General features: G+C 39.2%; 17 protein-coding genes. 2 read left to right on the top strand and 15 right to left on the bottom strand.

Features of this window, described 5'->3' with window-relative positions; all coding sequences use genetic code 11:
- From parC to ACIQXV_RS09080, 5 genes are all read right to left on the bottom strand, one after another.
- Positions 1-2,439, bottom strand: a complete 2,439-nt coding sequence (parC, locus tag ACIQXV_RS09100; RefSeq protein WP_402958028.1) for a DNA topoisomerase IV subunit A — start codon at positions 2,437-2,439, stop codon at positions 1-3.
- Entirely contained in the window at positions 2,436-4,415 is a 1,980-nt protein-coding gene (gene parE / locus ACIQXV_RS09095) for a DNA topoisomerase IV subunit B (RefSeq protein WP_402958026.1), read from the bottom strand. The genes parC and parE overlap by 4 nt, the downstream gene beginning before the upstream one ends.
- Before the next feature lie 286 nt (positions 4,416-4,701).
- Positions 4,702-5,127: a CoA-binding protein gene (locus ACIQXV_RS09090; protein WP_402958024.1), complete on the bottom strand. Its 426-nt coding sequence runs from the start codon at positions 5,125-5,127 to the stop codon at positions 4,702-4,704.
- A 105-nt stretch (positions 5,128-5,232) separates the two neighbouring features.
- Positions 5,233-6,084: a sensor histidine kinase gene (locus tag ACIQXV_RS09085; RefSeq protein WP_402958022.1), complete on the bottom strand. Its 852-nt coding sequence runs from the start codon at positions 6,082-6,084 to the stop codon at positions 5,233-5,235.
- A gap of 264 nt (positions 6,085-6,348) precedes the next feature.
- Entirely contained in the window at positions 6,349-8,088 is a 1,740-nt protein-coding gene (locus ACIQXV_RS09080; protein WP_402958020.1) for a glycosyl hydrolase family 18 protein, read from the bottom strand.
- Between the two features lie 155 nt (positions 8,089-8,243).
- Here ACIQXV_RS09080 and plsY point away from each other — a divergent pair, with 155 nt between their 5' ends.
- The gene (gene plsY / locus ACIQXV_RS09075) at positions 8,244-8,843 is read left to right on the top strand and encodes a glycerol-3-phosphate 1-O-acyltransferase PlsY (RefSeq protein ID WP_402958018.1); all 600 of its coding nucleotides are present in this window, start codon (positions 8,244-8,246) and stop codon (positions 8,841-8,843) included.
- Positions 8,844-8,979: 136 nt separating this feature from the next.
- The gene (locus ACIQXV_RS09070; protein WP_402958016.1) at positions 8,980-10,131 is read left to right on the top strand and encodes a CapA family protein; all 1,152 of its coding nucleotides are present in this window, start codon (positions 8,980-8,982) and stop codon (positions 10,129-10,131) included.
- Between the two features lie 59 nt (positions 10,132-10,190).
- Here ACIQXV_RS09070 and ACIQXV_RS09065 read toward each other — a convergent pair whose 3' ends face one another.
- The 10 genes from ACIQXV_RS09065 to abc-f form a co-directional block, all read right to left on the bottom strand.
- Positions 10,191-10,508: a hypothetical protein gene (locus ACIQXV_RS09065; protein ID WP_402958014.1), complete on the bottom strand. Its 318-nt coding sequence runs from the start codon at positions 10,506-10,508 to the stop codon at positions 10,191-10,193.
- A 46-nt stretch (positions 10,509-10,554) separates the two neighbouring features.
- A complete protein-coding gene (locus ACIQXV_RS09060) occupies positions 10,555-10,980 on the bottom strand; it encodes an acyl-CoA thioesterase (protein ID WP_402958012.1) in 426 nt (141 codons plus the stop codon).
- A gap of 29 nt (positions 10,981-11,009) precedes the next feature.
- Positions 11,010-13,340, bottom strand: coding sequence for an AAA family ATPase (locus ACIQXV_RS09055; protein ID WP_402958266.1), 2,331 nt, complete (start codon positions 13,338-13,340; stop codon positions 11,010-11,012).
- 114 nt (positions 13,341-13,454) lie between these two features.
- The gene (gene tlp / locus ACIQXV_RS09050) at positions 13,455-13,670 is read right to left on the bottom strand and encodes a small acid-soluble spore protein Tlp (protein WP_402958010.1); all 216 of its coding nucleotides are present in this window, start codon (positions 13,668-13,670) and stop codon (positions 13,455-13,457) included.
- 133 nt (positions 13,671-13,803) lie between these two features.
- Entirely contained in the window at positions 13,804-13,950 is a 147-nt protein-coding gene (locus tag ACIQXV_RS09045) for an acid-soluble spore protein N (protein WP_402958009.1), read from the bottom strand.
- Between the two features lie 68 nt (positions 13,951-14,018).
- Positions 14,019-14,150 (bottom strand): FbpB family small basic protein, encoded by a 132-nt coding sequence (locus ACIQXV_RS09040; protein WP_007087036.1) that lies wholly within the window; start codon positions 14,148-14,150, stop codon positions 14,019-14,021.
- Positions 14,151-14,309: 159 nt separating this feature from the next.
- Positions 14,310-14,846, bottom strand: coding sequence for a redoxin domain-containing protein (locus ACIQXV_RS09035; RefSeq protein WP_402958006.1), 537 nt, complete (start codon positions 14,844-14,846; stop codon positions 14,310-14,312).
- A 158-nt stretch (positions 14,847-15,004) separates the two neighbouring features.
- Positions 15,005-15,799, bottom strand: a complete 795-nt coding sequence (locus ACIQXV_RS09030; protein WP_402958004.1) for a class II aldolase/adducin family protein — start codon at positions 15,797-15,799, stop codon at positions 15,005-15,007.
- Between the two features lie 22 nt (positions 15,800-15,821).
- Positions 15,822-16,868, bottom strand: a complete 1,047-nt coding sequence (gene mtnA / locus ACIQXV_RS09025; protein WP_402958002.1) for an S-methyl-5-thioribose-1-phosphate isomerase — start codon at positions 16,866-16,868, stop codon at positions 15,822-15,824.
- A 294-nt stretch (positions 16,869-17,162) separates the two neighbouring features.
- A complete protein-coding gene (gene abc-f, locus ACIQXV_RS09020; protein WP_402958000.1) occupies positions 17,163-18,872 on the bottom strand; it encodes a ribosomal protection-like ABC-F family protein in 1,710 nt (569 codons plus the stop codon).
- Between the last annotated feature and the right edge of the window lie 236 nt (positions 18,873-19,108).

Below are 19,108 nucleotides of genomic sequence, written 5' to 3'. Positions count from 1 at the left end.
TTATTCGCTTGGAGTTTCAGGTGTTTCCACTTTCCAAACTGTCGTTACCTTTCCATTTTCCCCTTCATCAAGGATGAATGAGCCATTGGAGTAACGGTCACTAGAACGGATATCAGCAGTTATTAATGTTTCTATGAAACCTTTTTCCGTCTGAATAAAAATGGTATCTTGATCGTTTGCAACAACAAAGCCCATGATCCTGTGCGGATTTGATTTGAGTTCCCTCAGGATGACAACACCGCGCTTGGCACGAGTAGCCTTTTCAAATTCTTTTAATTTCATCCGTTTCACGGATCCGCGTTGCGTTGCAATCACGATTGATTCCTTACTGTCAGAAGTAATCAGTTTCCCACCGACAACAAAATCGTTATCTTTTAGGTTTATACCTTTTACACCTGCTGCTCGAATGCCGACAATGCTAATTTCTTCCTCGTGGAACCAAAGGGCATAGCCTTGATTTGTGATAAGGAAAATTTCTTTTGTCCCGTCAGTTAGATGTACATCAATGACATGATCATCATCCTTGAGATTAATAGCAACAAGGGGCTTAGAGTAGCGCTGCGCTTTATATGCTTTCAGTTCCGTTTTCTTGACCATCCCATTTTTCGTTACAAAAACGAAGAAATCTTCCGTTTCAAAATCTTTCACGGGCACTGCTTTGATTATTTCTTCATCACGTTCAATTGGAATGATATTCGCCACATGCTGACCTAGATCTTTCCAGCGGATATCGGGCAGCTCATGTACAGGGCAGAACAAGTAGTTCCCCTTATTTGTAAAAAGGAGCAGTACATCTTTTGTATTCATATCGAGTTGATCCAATAGGCGGTCGGATTCTTTCATCGCGAGATCCTGACCACCTGATGCTGCAAATGACCGCTGGCTTGTCCGTTTTACATAACCTTGTTTCGTAACAGTTACAATCACGTCCTCGCTAGGAACTGTTACTTCAAGATTGATTTTCAATTCTTCGATCTCTGCTTCAATTTTTGAGCGGCGCTCATCTTCAAAGCGTTTTTTCACATCTTTTAATTCTTTTTTGATCACGGAGATCAGTTTTTTCTCGCTTGCTAAAATACTGGTCCACTCGTCGATTTTCTTTGCTAATTCTTCCGCTTCCTGTCTTAAGGCGGTAATATCTGTGTTGGTTAAGCGATAAAGCTGTAAAGACACAATCGCTTCAGCCTGCAGCTCTGTAAACGCGAATTTGGTAATCAAATTGTCCTTCGCATCGCGCTTGTCCTTTGACGCACGGATGGTGGCAATGACTTCATCGAGTATGGATAAAGCTTTCATTAATCCTTCGACAATATGCTGGCGTTCATTCGCTTTGTTAAGTTCGAACTGGGTCCTTCTTGCAACCACTTCTTTTTGATGCCCAATATAGGCATCAAGTAATTCACGGATACCCATTAATTTTGGCCGCTTGTTATAGATGGCAACCATATTAAAATTGTAGGTAACTTGCAGATCACTATTTTTATATAAATAATTCAATACACCTTCAGCGTCGGCATCCTTTTTTAACTCAATCACGATTCTGAGGCCGGTCCGATCTGTTTCGTCACGAACCTCAGAGATACCTTCAACTTTACGATCGAGACGGAATTCATCCATTTTTTTAACGAGATTTGCCTTGTTCACTTCATAGGGAATTTCCGTGATGACAATTTGCTGTTTACCGCCGCGAACCTCTTCAATTTCCGCTTTACTGCGGACGATAATTTTACCTTTACCAGTTTCATAGGCTTTTTTAATCCCATCTATCCCTTGGATGATTCCGCCAGTTGGAAAATCTGGCCCTTTGATAATCGACATAAGTTCATCAACCGTTGCATCCGGCTGATCCATTCTCATGATGACTCCGTCAATGACCTCACCAAGATGGTGCGGTGGAATATCCGTTGCATAACCCGCTGAAATTCCTGTTGAACCATTCACAAGTAAATTAGGGAACATCGCTGGAAAGACGGTTGGTTCCTTCGCGGTATCGTCAAAGTTTGGAATAAATTCAACCGTATTTTTTTCGATATCGCGTAAAAGTTCTGCGGAAATCGCTGACAGCCGTGCTTCTGTATAACGCATCGCTGCCGGAGGGTCACCATCGACACTTCCGTTATTTCCATGCATTTGTACGAGGACATTTCTAACCTTCCAGTCCTGACTCATTCGCACCATTGCTTCATAAACGGAGGAATCACCGTGCGGGTGATAGTTACCAATAACATTACCAACCGTTTTAGCTGATTTACGAAACCCTTTATCAAACGTATTGCCTTCAAAATGCATTGCATAGAGTATTCTTCTCTGAACAGGCTTTAATCCGTCCCTAGCATCCGGTAAAGCACGTTCTTGAATAATGTACTTACTATATCTGCCAAAACGATCACCAAGCACATCTTCTAGAGGCAAGTCACGGAATTTTTCAGTTGCACTCATCCTTCAGAACCCTCCTCGGAGACCGTAATATTTTCATTTTCTAAAATGGAGTCATCTTCTTCCAAACCAAATGCCACATTACTTTCAATCCATTTACGACGCGGTTCTACTTTGTCACCCATTAGCGTCGTAATCCGACGTTCTGCTCTTGCAATATCATCAATTTTCACTCGGATCAGTGTTCTTGTCTCTGGATCCATTGTTGTTTCCCAAAGCTGATCGGCATTCATTTCACCAAGACCTTTATACCTTTGAATGATATAGCCGCGGCCGACTTTTTTGATGGCACCCTGCAGTTCATCATCATTCCACGCATACTCAATGATTTCTTTTTTACCTGTCCCTTTACTTACTTTATAAAGTGGCGGAAGAGCAATAAACACTTTGCCCGATTCAATGAGCGGCTTCATATAGCGGTAAAAGAATGTTAACAATAATACTTGAATATGTGCACCATCCGTATCGGCATCCGTCATAATGACGATTTTATCATAGTTGATATCTTCAACGTTAAAGTCAGAACCAACGCCGCCGCCAACCGCATGAATAATTGTATTGATTTCTTCATTTTTAAAAATATCCGCCAGTTTTGCTTTTTCGGTATTGATTACTTTACCCCTTAACGGAAGAACTGCCTGAAAGCGGCGGTCACGGCCTTGCTTCGCTGAACCACCTGCAGAATCACCCTCGACTAAGTAAAGTTCATTTTTTTGCGGATTACGAGATTGTGCTGGTGTTAGTTTACCGGATAAAAGGGCTTCCCCGCGCTTTCGTTTTTTTCCGCTTCGTGCATCTTCACGAGCTTTCCTTGCAGCCTCACGTGCTTGGTAGGCTTTTATCGATTTTTTAATGAGCAATGAGCTTATATCAGGATTTTCTTCAAGAAAATAGGTGAGGTGTTCAGACACAACAGCATCAACAGCCGATCTGGCTTCGCTCGTTCCCAGTTTCCCTTTCGTTTGTCCTTCAAATTGGAGCAGTTCTTCAGGGATTCTAACGGATATAATCGCTGATAACCCTTCGCGAATATCTGAACCATCTAGGTTCTTGTCTTTTTCTTTTAACAAAGAGACCTTGCGGGCATAATCGTTGAATACCCGAGTCATGGCTGTTCTAGCGCCTGCCTCATGGGTACCGCCGTCCTTAGTGCGGACATTGTTGACAAATGATAGCACATTTTCCGAATAGCCATCATTAAATTGAAAGGCAAAATCAACTTCAATCCCATTTTGTGCCCCTTCTAAGCTGACAACAGCATGAAGGACATCCTTCTCTTCGTTTAAATATTCAACAAAAGCTTCAATCCCATTTTCATAATGAAACACTTCATGAAGGTCATTTCGGTCGTCATGGATTTCAATTTTTAAACCTTTTAGCAAAAAGGCCGACTCTCTTAACCTCTCACATAAGGTTTCGAAGTTATAAGTAGTTGTCGAAAAAATAGACGAGTCCGGCTTAAAATGAATCGTCGTCCCTGATTGATTGGTTTTACCGATTTTTTCTAGTGTTGTCACAGGCTTACCACCATTTTCAAAGCGCTGTTCATAAACAAATCCGTCTCGTTTAATCGTGACGGTTAATGATTCTGATAACGCATTGACGACAGAAGCACCAACACCATGCAGACCGCCACTTGTCTTATAGCCGCCTTGGCCAAATTTACCACCGGCATGAAGTACTGTTAAGATGACCTCAGGTGTGGGTTTCCCCATTTTATGCATTCCTGTAGGCATTCCGCGTCCCTTATCAATTACGCTAATGGAATTGTCTTTGTGTATTTTTACAATGATTTGATCACCAAAGCCACCAAGCGCCTCATCGACTGAGTTGTCAACAATCTCATAAACAAGATGGTGGAGGCCGCGTGAATCGGTGCTGCCAATGTACATTCCAGGTCGCTTTCTAACTGCCTCAAGACCTTCTAGTACCTGTATGGCATCATCATTATAATCAAAAGCTTGCTGATTCCTTGCCACTAAAATACCCCTCTCATACATTACAAAAAAAACTAACTGATAAATTATTCGTTTAAAAGTATCATGTATTCGTTTATTTAAGTAAATAGAACTTATGTTCGCCACTTTTATTTTAACACATTTCTTGCGGCGTCTATGCTTAATTGTAGCGATTTATTTCGATTTGGCAAATATGTATTTTAAAATACCCCTATTTGGCCGCTTGTTTTTTACACAATTTAGGCAAAGAAAAAGAAAAAACTGCCAATGATCAGCAGTTTTTTTGAAGAGAAATGACGTTTATTTGTTATGGCAGGTTCCTTGTTAATGCATGTTCAACCTTAATACAACGATCCATGACAACTGTATAGCCCTTTTCCTTTAAAAACGTATATGCTTCTTCATTCGCTAGTCCAAGCTGTGCCCAATAGACGTCTGCATCGATTTCGTCAAATTCCTTTGCTACATCAAACAATTGCTCTGAGCGGCGAAATACGTTTACGATGTCAACATGTCCCTCAATCTCATTTAAGGATGCCACTGCCTTAACACCAAGAATCTCGCCATCAAATGTTGGATTTACTGGAATAATTTCATATCCGGCTTTTTGCATCACAGCAGAAACTTGATAAGAAGTGCGGTCAGGTTTATTACTTAAACCAACTACTGCAATTCTTTTGGCTTTTTTTAAAATAGCACCAATTTCCTCACGACTTGGATTCTCTATTGCCAAGATAACCACCCCTATAAATTGTTTCCTTTATTTTACCTCTTTTTACAATAAAAATATAATAAAACGTTTTCAATAGAAAAGCGGAAGAGCGCTCCAACTGAATGATTATACCGACACAAGTTCCTGTTTCATTGCAGCGGTAATCTTTGGTACGGATAGGCTGATTCGGGCTCCATCACTGGTGTTTTCAACCGAGATATTGCCGTTCATCTTTTCAAGAATCAGCTTTGTTAGATATAGGCCGAGACCAGTTCCGTTTTCCCTTGTGGTAAAATAGGGCTCGAAAACCTTCTTTAGAAGGATCGGCTGGATTCCGCCGGCATTATCAATGAATTCCGCTGTAACGAATTCTCCTGTTTCACTAATTTTTATCGATAGTTTTCGATGGCTAATGTTCTTTTGAACAAAGGCGTCCCGGGCATTTGTTAAAACATTTAGGACAACCTGGCTATATTCATTCGGGTAGCCGTAGGCCATCTGTTGTCCCCTGTATTCAAAAGCCACCTGGATCTCATGGTTTTTTAAACTTATAGAAAAGATTGACAAGGCCTCTTCAATCGAATCTCCAACGGAAAATAGTGTTTTTTCCCGATTCGGTTTATAGAATTTACGAAAATCATTTATTGTACGGGACATATGTTTAATTTGGAGCATACTCTCCCTTGTGAATCGATCAATGTATTGCTCGTTCATTTCGCCAAATTCGAGTACCTCTCTTAAGTCATGCATTAATAACGATAAATTATTTAGCGGTTGGCGCCATTGGTGCCCTATACTGGCTACCATACCTCCCATGGCCGCAAGTCTGGATTGTTCGATTAATAGATTTTCCATCTGCTTATTTTTGGCCGCTTCTTCCTGGACCCTTTTTTCTAAATACCGATTTTGGTGTACCATTAAATCATACCTTTTTAGCAAGTCATGATTATTTTTTTCAATTTCTGATTGATCTTTCATACGTGCTCACCCCCTAAATTTGACTAAGAAAATATAAGACAAACCGACCAATATTCGTGTCGACTCGGCCGGTTTTTGCTTGTTTATTTGATTTTATCTAAATTATAGGGGCTCTATACACAGCTTTCAATGAATTAACAAATGGTTTGAAAATTCTCCATATTTTTGTAATAAAATTGACGTTAATTGTTCTTAGTTTGGAGAATTTAAAAAAACAAAAAGGAAATAATAAAGGATCTGCCTAACGATCCTTTACTATTTCCCTCATTTTTGGGTTACTACATTGTCAGCATTTAAATTTAATGTCGTCCAGGCGGTTAAGTCGCCGAATACCCTAGACCAAGTCCCAATTCCAGCCAATTGATAGGTTGCAGCTAAATCGGCTCGTTTCCTCAACGACAATTCATCTTCTATCCAAATTTTATATGTGGCGTTTTCGTCAGAAGCTGCATATTCTGCATAGTTTTGACCACTTTCTTCATCATACGTTGGCTGCAATCCTTTTTCAGCAAGCCACGCTTTAACTTTATCCATAGATAGAGCCTGTGCAGTTACCTCAGTAGTGCCATCCGCATTTGTTTGCTCCTTCCATAATCTTGCATACAATGGGACTCCAAGGATTAATTTCTCATTTGGTACCTCTTTCAGCAAGTTTTCAAGGTTTCTCTCAACCCATGGCAAACTTGCCACACTTCCTGAACCAGAGGCAGCACCTGTATGTTCATCATAGGCCATAACAATCAGATAATCAGCAATTTGGGCAAGTTTTGCTCGCTCATAAAAAGAAGACCAGTTGTTATTATTACCTGCTGAAAAGGTAATATCCATTGAAATGACTAAACCGGCTTCATGCAGATAAGGGGCAGCCTCCCTTATGAATTGAGTAATGAGTGGTCCATCCACTTGATTTACATTTTCAATGTCAAAATTAATTCCTTGCAGCTGGTACATCTGGCTGAAGTGAAGTAATTGCCGGATGATGGTTTGTCTAGTCTCAAAATCCTTCATTGCTTCGTGTGTTAAAATCGGATCAAATGAATTTGAAAACACGCCCCATACTTGATATCCCTTAGAATGTGCCCACTTGCTGTATTCAAGTGATGCCAGGTTTTTAATTGAACCGTCAATAGCAGCAAGGGAGAACCATGTAGGGGACACGACATTCACACCAGCCATTTCTGGTATTTTAGTGGAGTCAGGATTTTTCGTATAAATGGCTTCCCATGTTAACTGAACTGAGCCATTGATCTTTGGCATTGAAAAGGTTTTGCTTTGCCTTGGTATCTCGATTTTTACTGTTTCTTTCTTATCGACATAATCCTTTTTTATATACCCACTGATTCCGTTCGCTTTTCTAACAAGATAAAAATCTTCCTTTTCTGCTTCGATGGTAATGGGTTCATTTTTAGCCATTTCAGCTGTGTAGGGGGATCGCCAAGAAGGTTCGATTCGCAGTCGAATATTATCTTTGTTAATATCTTTTTCTGTCAATCTCCCATTCTCGTATTTCTCCCCATCTTGTTGAATCCAAATGGCCTCACTTTCTGGCAATTTCTTATATTGAATTGGGAAAAAAGAAAGAATCGAATCAAGCGCCACAAACGTTTCACCATTCCTTGCGATAATGGGTGACAGTTGTAAATTAACCTCCTTTTGATTAACAAAATAGGTTAAAGAATCTGTCGGCATTTGGACAACCTTATCACTGGTAGTAATGATTACCGAATTTGATTTTTCATCATACATAATGGCGCTATCGATATGATCCTTTAAAAATTTTAGTGGAACAAAAAATGTATTCCCTTCGAATAAGGCATTCCCTTGCTGCTTCCCATTGAACAGGATTGGATGATCACCCTGAAAATATGATTTTTTATCCGTTGATGCAAATGGATATAAGAATAGAAAAATGGATGAAAGAATGAGGGTAATTGCACCTATTAACCCTGCTATAATCCATTTCGTTGATAATTTTTTTTTAGTCTGAAATTCAATCCGAGCCATAATCCTTTCCTCCTTATTTCTATCGTAAAGTATTAATTGTAAAATGAGAAGATTATTCTTCTGATTATCTACATAATAAAAAAGCAATTAGTGTTTTTTTGCAAATCCATGTTAAAATATAAGAACTGGATCTTTTATAGAAGGAGAAATCGTTAATGGTTCAAATTATTTTAGTCTTAATCCTTGCCTATTTACTTGGTTCGATTCCATCTGGTTTAATTATTGGCAAGGTTTTTTACAAAACGGATATTCGCGAACATGGGAGCGGTAATTTAGGGGGGACCAATACCTTTCGAACACTTGGTGTGAAGGCTGGATTAGTGGTTACGCTCGCAGATATATTGAAGGGGACGTTAGCTGCATCCTTACCTGTACTCTTTTCGATTGATATAAATCCATTACTGGCTGGTGTTTTTGCCGTTGTTGGACATACTTATCCCATCTTTGCTGGATTTCGCGGTGGTAAGGCAGTTGCCACTTCTGGCGGTGTCGTGTTATTTTGCGGACCAATAATGTTTTTAACGGTCTTAGCGGCTTTCTTTATCAGCTTATACATAACAAAATATGTATCTTTATCTTCCATGATTGCTGGGATTACCGCTATTTTATTTGCAGTAATATCAGGGTTTGTTCACGAATGGGACATACCTTTACTCATCGTTGTTTTCTTAATGGCATCATTTGTCATTTACCGGCACCGGGCAAATATTACAAGAATCATGAATAAAACGGAACCAAAAATAAAATGGCTATAAATGAACCGAGAGCGGTTCTTTTATAGCTTTTTTTATTTCATGAGATTAATTTTAAAATTATTCATAATTATAATATAGTATTATCAATAAGGTAAAAAATAATTTGCTTGATGACTTGATTTTAAAAGGAGATCATATGAAGAAAAAGGCCATTATTCCATCAGTTATTATTATCTTGGTATGTATTGTTACAGCTGCAGTCGTGCTAATTCAGCAAAAGCAAGCTGATGAAAAAGATGACAAGGTTTATTCTCCTAAGGAACATAAGCCACGGCCATCCATCAATGTCAATCGCGATATAACAGAAAAAGTAACCATTGGAGCAATAGGAGATATTCTTATTCATAGTCCAGTCTATTTAGATGCATTTAATGGGGCAGGATATAATTTTGATCCAATGTTTGAACCCGTGAAACCACTCTTGGAAATGCCAGATGTAGTAACGGCAAATCAAGAAAGCATGTTAGGTGGTCTTGATTTGGGTCTTTCCGGCTATCCGAAGTTCAATAGTCCATATGAGGTCGCAGATGCACTCGTCCATTCGGGGGTCGATATTGTTTCCACAGCAAATAACCATACTTTAGATAAAGGGGAAAAAGGAATCCAGTCGGAAACGGCTTATTTAGAAAGTATCGGATTACCACATGTTGGAAGTTCCCTTGATGAAAAGGATCGTCAGAAATTGCGGATCATCAAAAAAAATGGCATTACCATTGCTTATCTTGCTTATACATATGGTACAAATGGGATCCCTGTTCCAAAAGGAAAAGACTATCTCGTCAACCTGATTGACCGTGAAATAATGAAGGATGAAATTTATCGCGCCAAAAAAGAAGCGGATGTAGTCGTAATGAGCATCCATTGGGGAAATGAATATCAGCGAATCCCTACTAATGATCAGAAGGATTTAGCAAACTTCCTGGCAAACGAAGGTGTCGATATCATCTTCGGCTCCCACCCACATGTCTTGCAGCCGATGGAATGGATTCAGACGACTGATGGCAGGAAGACGTTTGTGATCTATTCATTAGGGAATTTCATTTCTGCTCAATATGGTGATTATAAGGATATTGGCGGACTAGCTACCATAGAAATTACCAAAAAAGTTTCCGAAAAGGGAAAAACGATTGAGCTTTCCAACCCTATTTTCTACCCAACTTTCGTGACAAGTCAAAAGTATCATCATTTCCGTGTCGTTCCATTAGAGCAGGCAGGGGCTTACGGCCTTTCAAATGCTGAGACAAAATACAAGGAAATTCAAGAACATATGAACCAATGGCTCCGTTGATGCGGGGCTTTTTCTATTAAAAGGACGGCTTAAATAAAAACAGGCACACTTGAAAAAAATTATTTCCCAAGTGTGCCTGTTTGATTTTCCCAAATATGCTCAAGTAAACCTTCTTTAAGCAAAATTTCTTTTTGTCTGCCACCGATTAAGTCATAATGAGAATAGCCATCTTTCCTGTGATGGATCCACTCTTTTTGTAAGCCGTGTTTCTTACCCCATGCGGCTAATCGTTCAAGGTCATGACATCCGACTTTTGTTACCGTCTTACTTCCTGGAAAGCGGTCATCGAGCCAATAATGTGTTAAAAAGGCAATTTCCCCACTATCAATTTTTCTTTTCCATTCGATTATTTCGTGTCTTTTAATGCCAAAGGCCAATCTTTTCACCTCACATGCAGTAGACTTTGAGGCATTTCTTGAATTATTATTTCTTAATTTCTTCGTATTTTAAGTACCATTCCGGAAAAGCCTTTTTAAATGAAGTTGGTCTGAAATTATCTTTTTTGACAATAATGTGCGTAGATGTCCCCACGGCACATACTTCTTCATTCCCGTTTACAATCGTGTAGCCGTAAATGGTCTTAATGCCATCATTTAATTCAACCCAAGTCCTTACAAAGGCTTGATCTCCATATCGTAATGGTTTTTTGTATGTTATCTGGATATCATAGACTGGAGCGTAATAACCCATTTCTTCCATCGATAAATAACTATATCCAATGTCTTCGATAAACCCGGTCCTTCCTAGCTCGAAAAATTTTAAATAATTGGCATGATAAATGACACCCATCATATCTGTATCTGCATAATAAAGCTGTATTTCTCTTGTCGAAACAAAATAATTTTCCACAAACAACGTTCCTTTCGATGCCTACTAGCTTACATTTTAGTTAAGGCTATTTTTACATCTTCTTCTTCTAGAAACATAGATTTTTCAAATAGGTTTTCGTCCTCTTCAATATCCATTAATCTTAAGGCTTGCGCTTGAATCATTTCATCGACCAAGTTTGTGGCAAAACGACCGTTTCCTTTGAACACTTCCGCTTCCATAGTCTGAATTAATAGATCCTTTGCGTCCACTGTTAGTTGGTATTGAAAGGTTTCTGCGTAAGTTGACATAATATCGAGCAGTTCTTCAGGAGAATAATCCGGAAAGAGGAAGAATTTTTTAAACCTAGAGCGAAGTCCAGGATTGCTTTCAAGCAGTTGATCCATTTCATTTGGATAACCTGCCAGCACCACCACCAGATTATCATTTTGCTTTGTCATTTCATCCACGAGTGTATCAATGACTTCTTTACCAAAATCACCAGCTGAATGACTGAGTAATGAATAAGCCTCATCAATAAATAGAACGCCGCCAAGCGCTTCCCGAATCTTTTTCTTTGTTTTAGCTGCTGTTTGACCGACATACCCAGCCACAAAATCAGCCCTGCTGGCAACGATTAAGTGACCCCTTTTTAAAATTCCGCATTCCTTTAAAAACTCTGAGTAGATTTTAGCAACCGTTGTTTTACCTGTACCCGGGTTTCCGGTGAAAACGGAATGAAGTTGAATAGGTACCGTTGGCAATCCTCTTTTTCGTCTAAACTGCTGCATTTTTACAAATGAAATGAGTGTTCTTATTTCCACTTTTAATGATTCGAGACCAATTAAGCGGTTCAACTTATCTTGTGCTGATTCAGCAATATTCTCTTTTTCGGTGAGAAAATCCTCTTTATTTAGCAGCATATAGTCTAAAATTTCGTTCTTAAACTTTGGATGATCATCTGCTCCCTTTTTAAAAATCGCATCCAGCACGATATTGCGGACTGTCCTTGCATTTCCAAAGGTGTCGTCGACTCGTTCTTGATCAAGCCGGTGGTTTATTTCAATCTTTGATTCTTCGGTTAAAAAATAATCATTCTCTTGCGCAACTTTCTCCGCAATCTGGATTAACTCCTCATTCGAGTAATTGGGTAAATGGATAAAGTTGGACTGTGGAAAACGGCTGCGCAATCCGGGATTGGCATCCAAAAAGGAGCGCATTTCTTCCGGATAGCCAGCTAAAAAGATCGCGAATTTCCCGCCATACTCACTGCCAGTCATGAGTGAAACAAGAGTATCAATTGCTGTCTGCCCATAATCATTTCCTGTTTGGCCTTCCCGTTTTAGACTATAGGCTTCGTCAATAAATAACACGCCGCCGATCGAACGTTCGACGATGGCCCGGACGTTTTCTTCCGTTTGCCCCACAAATGAACCGACTAACTGCGAGCGGTCTGTTTCAATGACTTCTTCTCGGGGCAAGACACCGAGTTCATGATAGATCTTTGCCATCAACCTCGCCAGAGTCGTTTTTCCTGTACCTGGATTCCCAGTTAAGATCATGTGAAGACTTAGTTCGTCTTTTATTTGAAAACCGAGTTCCTTTCGATGTTTTTGGTATTTTAAAAACCGGTAAAAGTCATTTACCCGTTTTTTTACCAAATCCATTCCAATCATGTTATTCAAGTGTTCTAGGGCATTTTCTGTTGATGGGACTACCAGGTCTACTTCAAGAAATTGCTGCTGCCACATCTGTTTGATTTCTTCTACATTCGCCATATGTAATTTCAATTCTTCATAATAGGTTGAGGTATGAAAAACACCGGTAATCGATTGATCGTATTCTTCCGCTGCTTTTAACAGGCTGCTTGTTTCCTCAATTGCCGACGTAAGTAAATCGTCAAGCTTTTGATATCGTTGAAAAAGTTCATTATTTACCATTGTTGAAGTAAGATCTACCATCGCTTGTAAATCTTGCTGCATGATTTCTGCATCGGCTAAAAAACTTTGACAAATCTCTATAAATTGCTCCGCTGTTTTCTTTTTTGCTGTTCGATTATCCGTTTCCCGGAGTGATGGAAAAAAGAGCGAAGATAGAAGGTTTTGCATCTTTTTCCAATCGGTCTGAGCCATATATTCCTTAGCTTTTTGATTTTCAGGATGAAGCTTTACTGCTTTTTCAAGCCAAACAGCACCTAATGAATCCTCCTTGTTTCGTCCAAGCCGTGAAAGAGCGGCTAAGGTTAACAGTTTTGATTGTGTTATTGGATTTGACTCATAACTTAAGGCGGTAATTAACTGGCTCTCATTTATGATAACTCCTGTTTCGTTCAGTTCTTTTTCCCATTGTTTCATTTGCTGATTGCTTCTTGAAAGCTGGTTTCCTTGTTGGTTCAATCTCATCACTTCTTTTTCGAAAATTCCTTTTAATATTACCATAAGGGCTATCGATAGACGAAATAATTGCTATTATAATAAAAAAAGGACCTATTTGGCCCTTTTTACATTTGCATGTTTTTAAGTTTCATCTTGAAGTTCAGCTTGGAAGGATTCGATGCTCTCCCGTCGACGCTGGTTCTTCGCTTCAATTTGCTGGCGCTGTTGCTCACTATCGGTAAATTGCATGGATTCTTCTGCTTTTTGAATATTTTCCGTTGTATCAGCAATCATCGACTGAAGCTTTTCTGCATTATCACTGCGATCATCCGGTTTCGGTTGATTATTATAGGCCATGATATTATTCCTCCTCATGTTGTAATTGGTACAAATATAGTTTGTATCGGTGGTGAAAAAATATCACATTAATTTAATGGAAAAGAAACAAAAAAGACCCGCTGGCTAGGCCAAATGGGTCTTATATCCATAATTATTCGCCTTTAGTTTGCATCACTTGGGCATGTTTGCCAGAAGTATCTTGCATCTTTTTGCCCTTATTTCCGCCGAATCCGCGGGGTTGTGTTCCAATATGATCTGGTTTAAATCGTTTTGTTTTATAACCTGATTCATTACTCATGTCATAATCCCTCCTTATGTACATTTTGCCCAAAGGAGAGGAAAACGATGATTGGAAAACTTTTGCGGTTACTCCGCTTTGCCGAGGCGTTTTTCTTCTAGGCGCTGCTCAATCTTTTCCATCGCAGCACGATCTTTTAAAAGTTGAGATTTATTTTCTGATACAAGTTCAGCGAAAGAACGTTTTCTAGGTTTTCTCATTGGTATCACCTTCCTTATTACCTATTGTAACAGTTATTATGCCCGGAAACGGTTGCAATTATTACAACTTTTTGAAAATTATATCGTATTTTAATTTTTATAAAAAAATAAAGAGATATTGGATTACCAATATCTCTCGTTTTGTTTCCAACCTGTGCTTCAGTTTAATTTTTTTGTGTAGTCTTTCATATTATCGAGTTTCATGGTGCCGATAAATTTATTCTTGATAATCCCTTTGCTATCAATAAAATAGGTAGTTGGGATCGATATAATTTGGTAGGTTTCATTTACTTTATCTTCGGCATCAAGAAGGATTGGAAAAGTAATTTTATATTCGTCGACAAACGCTTGGACATCTAATTGCGGATCAATGTTAACCGCCAAAATGACAGTATCATCACCAATTTGTTTAGAGAATTGCTCCATTTCCGGCATTTCTGCTTTACATGGCCCACACCAAGTAGCCCAAAAGTTTAGCATTACCTTTTTTCCTTTTAAATCTGAAAGCTTAACCGTTTCCCCTGTCAATGTTTTTAGTTCAAAATCAGGTGCCTTTGCCCCGATTGAAAGACCTTCTTTATTGACCGTTGCCTGGCTTGTCGTTTCGGGTGCTTCTGTCTTTTTATCCATTGCCTGAACGATTGCTACAGTTAGTAAGGTAACCAATACCACGGCAGCAATAACTTTTTTGATCATCCCCGAAATCCTCCTTTATTCGTCATTCTGCTTCCTTGATTTTACACTATAAACCTAGTTGAAACAAAACTTGTATATGCCGAAACTGTGACAATTTGCGTAATCCTTTTTTTTGAAATAAATGGAGAAAGCAAGCATTGGTTTCGCTTGCTTTCTTTCTAAAGATGTTTTTTCAATTCGGTTAAGATATTTTTGGTGACCCTTTCAACAATTGAGTTCAAATCTTGTTGCGATAATACTTGTTCACGCGAATGGGTAACTTTTTTCGCATGGACGCCTTCCGGGGTGTCTGTGCCCAATGGTGACTTCCCTTTTATACCCATTTCCGCTTTCATCTCCACCAGTGTTTGCACATGATTTTTCGAAAGCTCTCGGTCTCCCTTTAGCTGTTTCGCAATCCAATTAATTTTCGCCGTAAACTCTAACGATTCCATTAAATAATACGCATGTTCTAAATCCTTACCCCAAGTCAAGGCACCATGGTTTTCCAACAGCACACCTTGATGCTCGTGTACGTAAGTTTTTATGGCATTTGGAACTTCTACTGTTGAAGGGGTCCCATATTCGGCAACAGGTATGGTCCCAAGATAGACAACGGATTCCGGCATAATCGCCTGATCCAATGGGATGCCCGCTATCGCAAATGCCGTGGCATACGGTGGATGAACATGGACTACTGCTTGGATGTCTGGCCGTTCTTGATAGACAAGAAGATGCATTTTCATTTCGGATGTTGGCCGGTAATCCCCTTCAAGTACCGTCCCTTGCCCATCCACTTTGATGATCATTTCAGGTGTCAGAGATCCTTTACTGACACCTGTTGGTGTGATGAGAAATTCATTATTACTAATCCGAATGGAAATGTTGCCATCGTTGGCCGCGACAAAGCCCTTGTCGTAAATCCTTTTTCCTATATCGCAAATTTGTTTCTTATATTTAATTTCCGTAATCATAAGCAACCAGCTTTCCACGTTTTCATTGAAAAAGTTTTGGCAGTTCTTCTTGAAAGTTTCCTGTTAGTATACCCTTTTCTGTGATAATAGCCGTAATTAACTCTTGTGGCGTGACATCAAATGCCGGATTAAACACCTTCACACCTTCAGGGGCTGTTCTTTTCCCAAAACCTTCAGTGATTTCAGCTGCTTCACGTTCCTCAATTGGAATATCAGAACCGGTTTTTGTTGCTAAATCGATGGTGGATAGTGGTGCTGCTACATAAAAAGGAATATTGTGTGCTTTTGCAAGCAGTGCTACTCCGTAGGTTCCAATTTTGTTAGCTACATCCCCATTGGCTGCAACCCGGTCACAGCCGACAATGACTGCCTGAACCCATCCCTTGTGCATGACCATTGCCGCCATATTATCAGTGATAAGAGTGACATCAATCCCCGCTTGCATCAGCTCCCAGGCCGTCAAGCGTGCACCTTGTAAAAGTGGTCTTGTTTCATCTGCGAAGACTTTAATATCCCAGCCTTTTTCTTTTGCTAAGTAAAGTGGCGCAAGAGCTGTCCCATATCTTGCTGTGGCGATACCGCCGGCATTACAATGGGTAAGGATTCCCATTCCGTCGTTTAAAAGTGTTAATGCATGCTCGCCGATGGTTCGGCATACTTCCTCATCTTCATTGCGGATAAAATGAGCCTCTTGCTCTAATGCTTCTTTAATTTTGGATACAGGCTCATCTTTTTCTTTTGTTACCCTCTCGTCCATCCGCTTTAAGGCCCAAAATAAATTAACAGCTGTAGGACGTGAAGTGGCCAAATAATCGTATTGTTGTTTAAAAAAAGCGTAAAAATCTTCAAATGAATTCTCAGGGGCATCTTTGATACCTACCACTAACCCATAAGCCGCGGCAATTCCAATTGCCGGTGCGCCACGGACCTTTAATTGTTTGATTGCGTCCCAGGCATCTTCAATTTTGGTGATTTCGAGAAATTCGGTTACATTCGGAATTTTCGTTTGATCTAATATTTTTAATACACCGTTTTCATAGGAAACGGACTGTAAATAGGTGTTTTCCATGAGTAATCATCTCCTGAACATATGTATAGTGTGTAACTAATATTCACTTTCTTCCACATACTTCTACCCATGTAATTTTAACAATTTTCATGACATATGCAATACTTTTCATTATTGAAAAATTCGCCGATATCGAGGGTAAATGATGTTTCGCAAATAAAACGGGTAGTTTCGCAAACAAATGAGGTCCTTTCGCAAACAAACAGCTTACTTTCGCAAATAAAATTAATTTCATCGAGGTTAGTTACAATTTCAAACGAAAAAGAGCAGGATTTCCTGCCCTTTTTTCCATGATTACTTCATGAGCGCACGTTTTTGCTTAATAAGTTCATTAAATTCCTTGTCTAATTGTTGATATTTCGGGTCTTTTTGATCAATGATCGATAATTCCCCCAAGATTGCGGCAATCTTGTTTTCAATCACTAGAAGTGTTTCATTGATGTTATCCTTTGACTTTTTATTAAGAAACTCCTCTGGCTTCATTTCGACTCGCTTTATCTGTTGATTTTCAAACACGAGCAGCCGATCACAAAGTTTATTTAGAAAGTAATAATCATGGGAAACGGTAATAATTGTCCCGGTAAACTCACTTAATGTTTTTTCAAGCTGTTCCCTGCTCGGTAAATCAAGATGATTGGTTGGCTCATCCAAAATAAGAACATCATAATCCCGCATTAACATATCAACCAGCTTAACTCTCGTCCGTTCTCCCAAACTTAAGGCCCTTATTGGCTTAGTAATATGTCCTTCTTTTAAACCTAAATTAGCAAGTAATGTTCTTGCCTTAAAAATACTTTCCCTATCCGTATAGCCCAGTGCTTCTATTGCCGATTTATCAATAGGTAAATCAGTAACATCTTGGCTTAAGTAGGCAATTTGGATGGAATCGCTCTTCCACACCTCTCCTTTTGAAGGTGCTTCCGTTCCAATAATCATTTTTATCAACGTCGTTTTTCCACAGCCATTATCACCTAAAAGGCCAATGCGTTCACCTTGTGTAATGTAAAAATGGGAATCTTGAAACAGGGGCCTGTCTTCGAACACCTTAGTGACCATTTTTGCTTCAATAATGCGTTTCCCCCTTTTACCATGGTGATCAAATTCGAATCGAATCTTTACTTCTTCAAGGGGTTTCTCTATCCTTTGTTTTTCCAACTCATTTTGCAGGCGCTTCATTTTCGATTTCACCTGACTGTCGCGCTTTTTTGCCTTAACCCGATGATATTCCTTAAAACCCTCTTGTTTAGTAGAATTTCGATGGGCTTTTTCCGACCACGATTTTAATTGCTCCATTTGCGAGTCAATTTCTTCAATTTGGCGCTGCTGAACATTGTATTGGTGACGTTGATTTTCAAGGCGGAGCTGTTTTTCCTTCCGATAATCACTGTAATGTCCATTGTAAAAATGAACCTTACCATTCTCTAATTCAAATATTCGATTAACCGTTTGATCTAAAAAATGCCTGTCGTGTGAAATTATCAAAACCGGTCCATGAAACTTTTCTAATTCGGCGGTCAGCCATTTAATTCCAGTAAAATCCATGTGATTAGTTGGTTCATCCAAGATTAATAAATCCGGTTTTGAAGCCCAAACCATTGAAAGTGCAAGCTTTAGCTTTTCCCCACCGCTTAAATGGGATAGGCGGTTATCCTCCCAGTCAGATACTTTTCGCAGTCCCAGCTCACTGGCATGCTGAAATAGTTCATTTTCCGCTGCTTCCGACATAATTTCATGAAAATCATTTACTTCATAGTCAATCGACTGTGTAAGGTATCCTATTTTTATATCGTTGGGTTTCTCAATAAAACCTTTGTCCGGTAAAGTCTTGCCAAAAATGAGATTGGCTAATGTGGTTTTACCCGTTCCGTTTAGTCCGACTAATCCAATCCTTTCGCCATTTTTCATTTCGAAGTGGATATTGTCCAAGATTTTTTGCAGGTTGAAGCTTTTTTCTAAACCCTTAACATTTATTATAACTGAATTTGATGTTTGTTTATTAAACATAAAAAAACCCCCTTCATACGAACCTGAAGAGAGTTATGTCAGTAGGAATCATAGATAACCATTTAAATATAGTTCACCAAATAAACCTTTGAAAGGTTTGGTTAAATGGTATTACGATAAGGACATAAAAAGGACAAACTAATCCTATTCTTCAGGTTCATCATTTTTCGTGTATACGAATCATGTTCTGAAAAAATAAGATTATAACTTCATGCCTCTTTACCATTCCTTTTCGT

The organism is Neobacillus sp. NPDC097160 (assembly GCF_044762155.1).
GTDB lineage: Bacteria > Bacillota > Bacilli > Bacillales > Cytobacillaceae > Neobacillus.
Note: the sequence above shows the minus strand (reverse complement) of the source record. Positions and strands in the feature narration are given on the sequence as shown.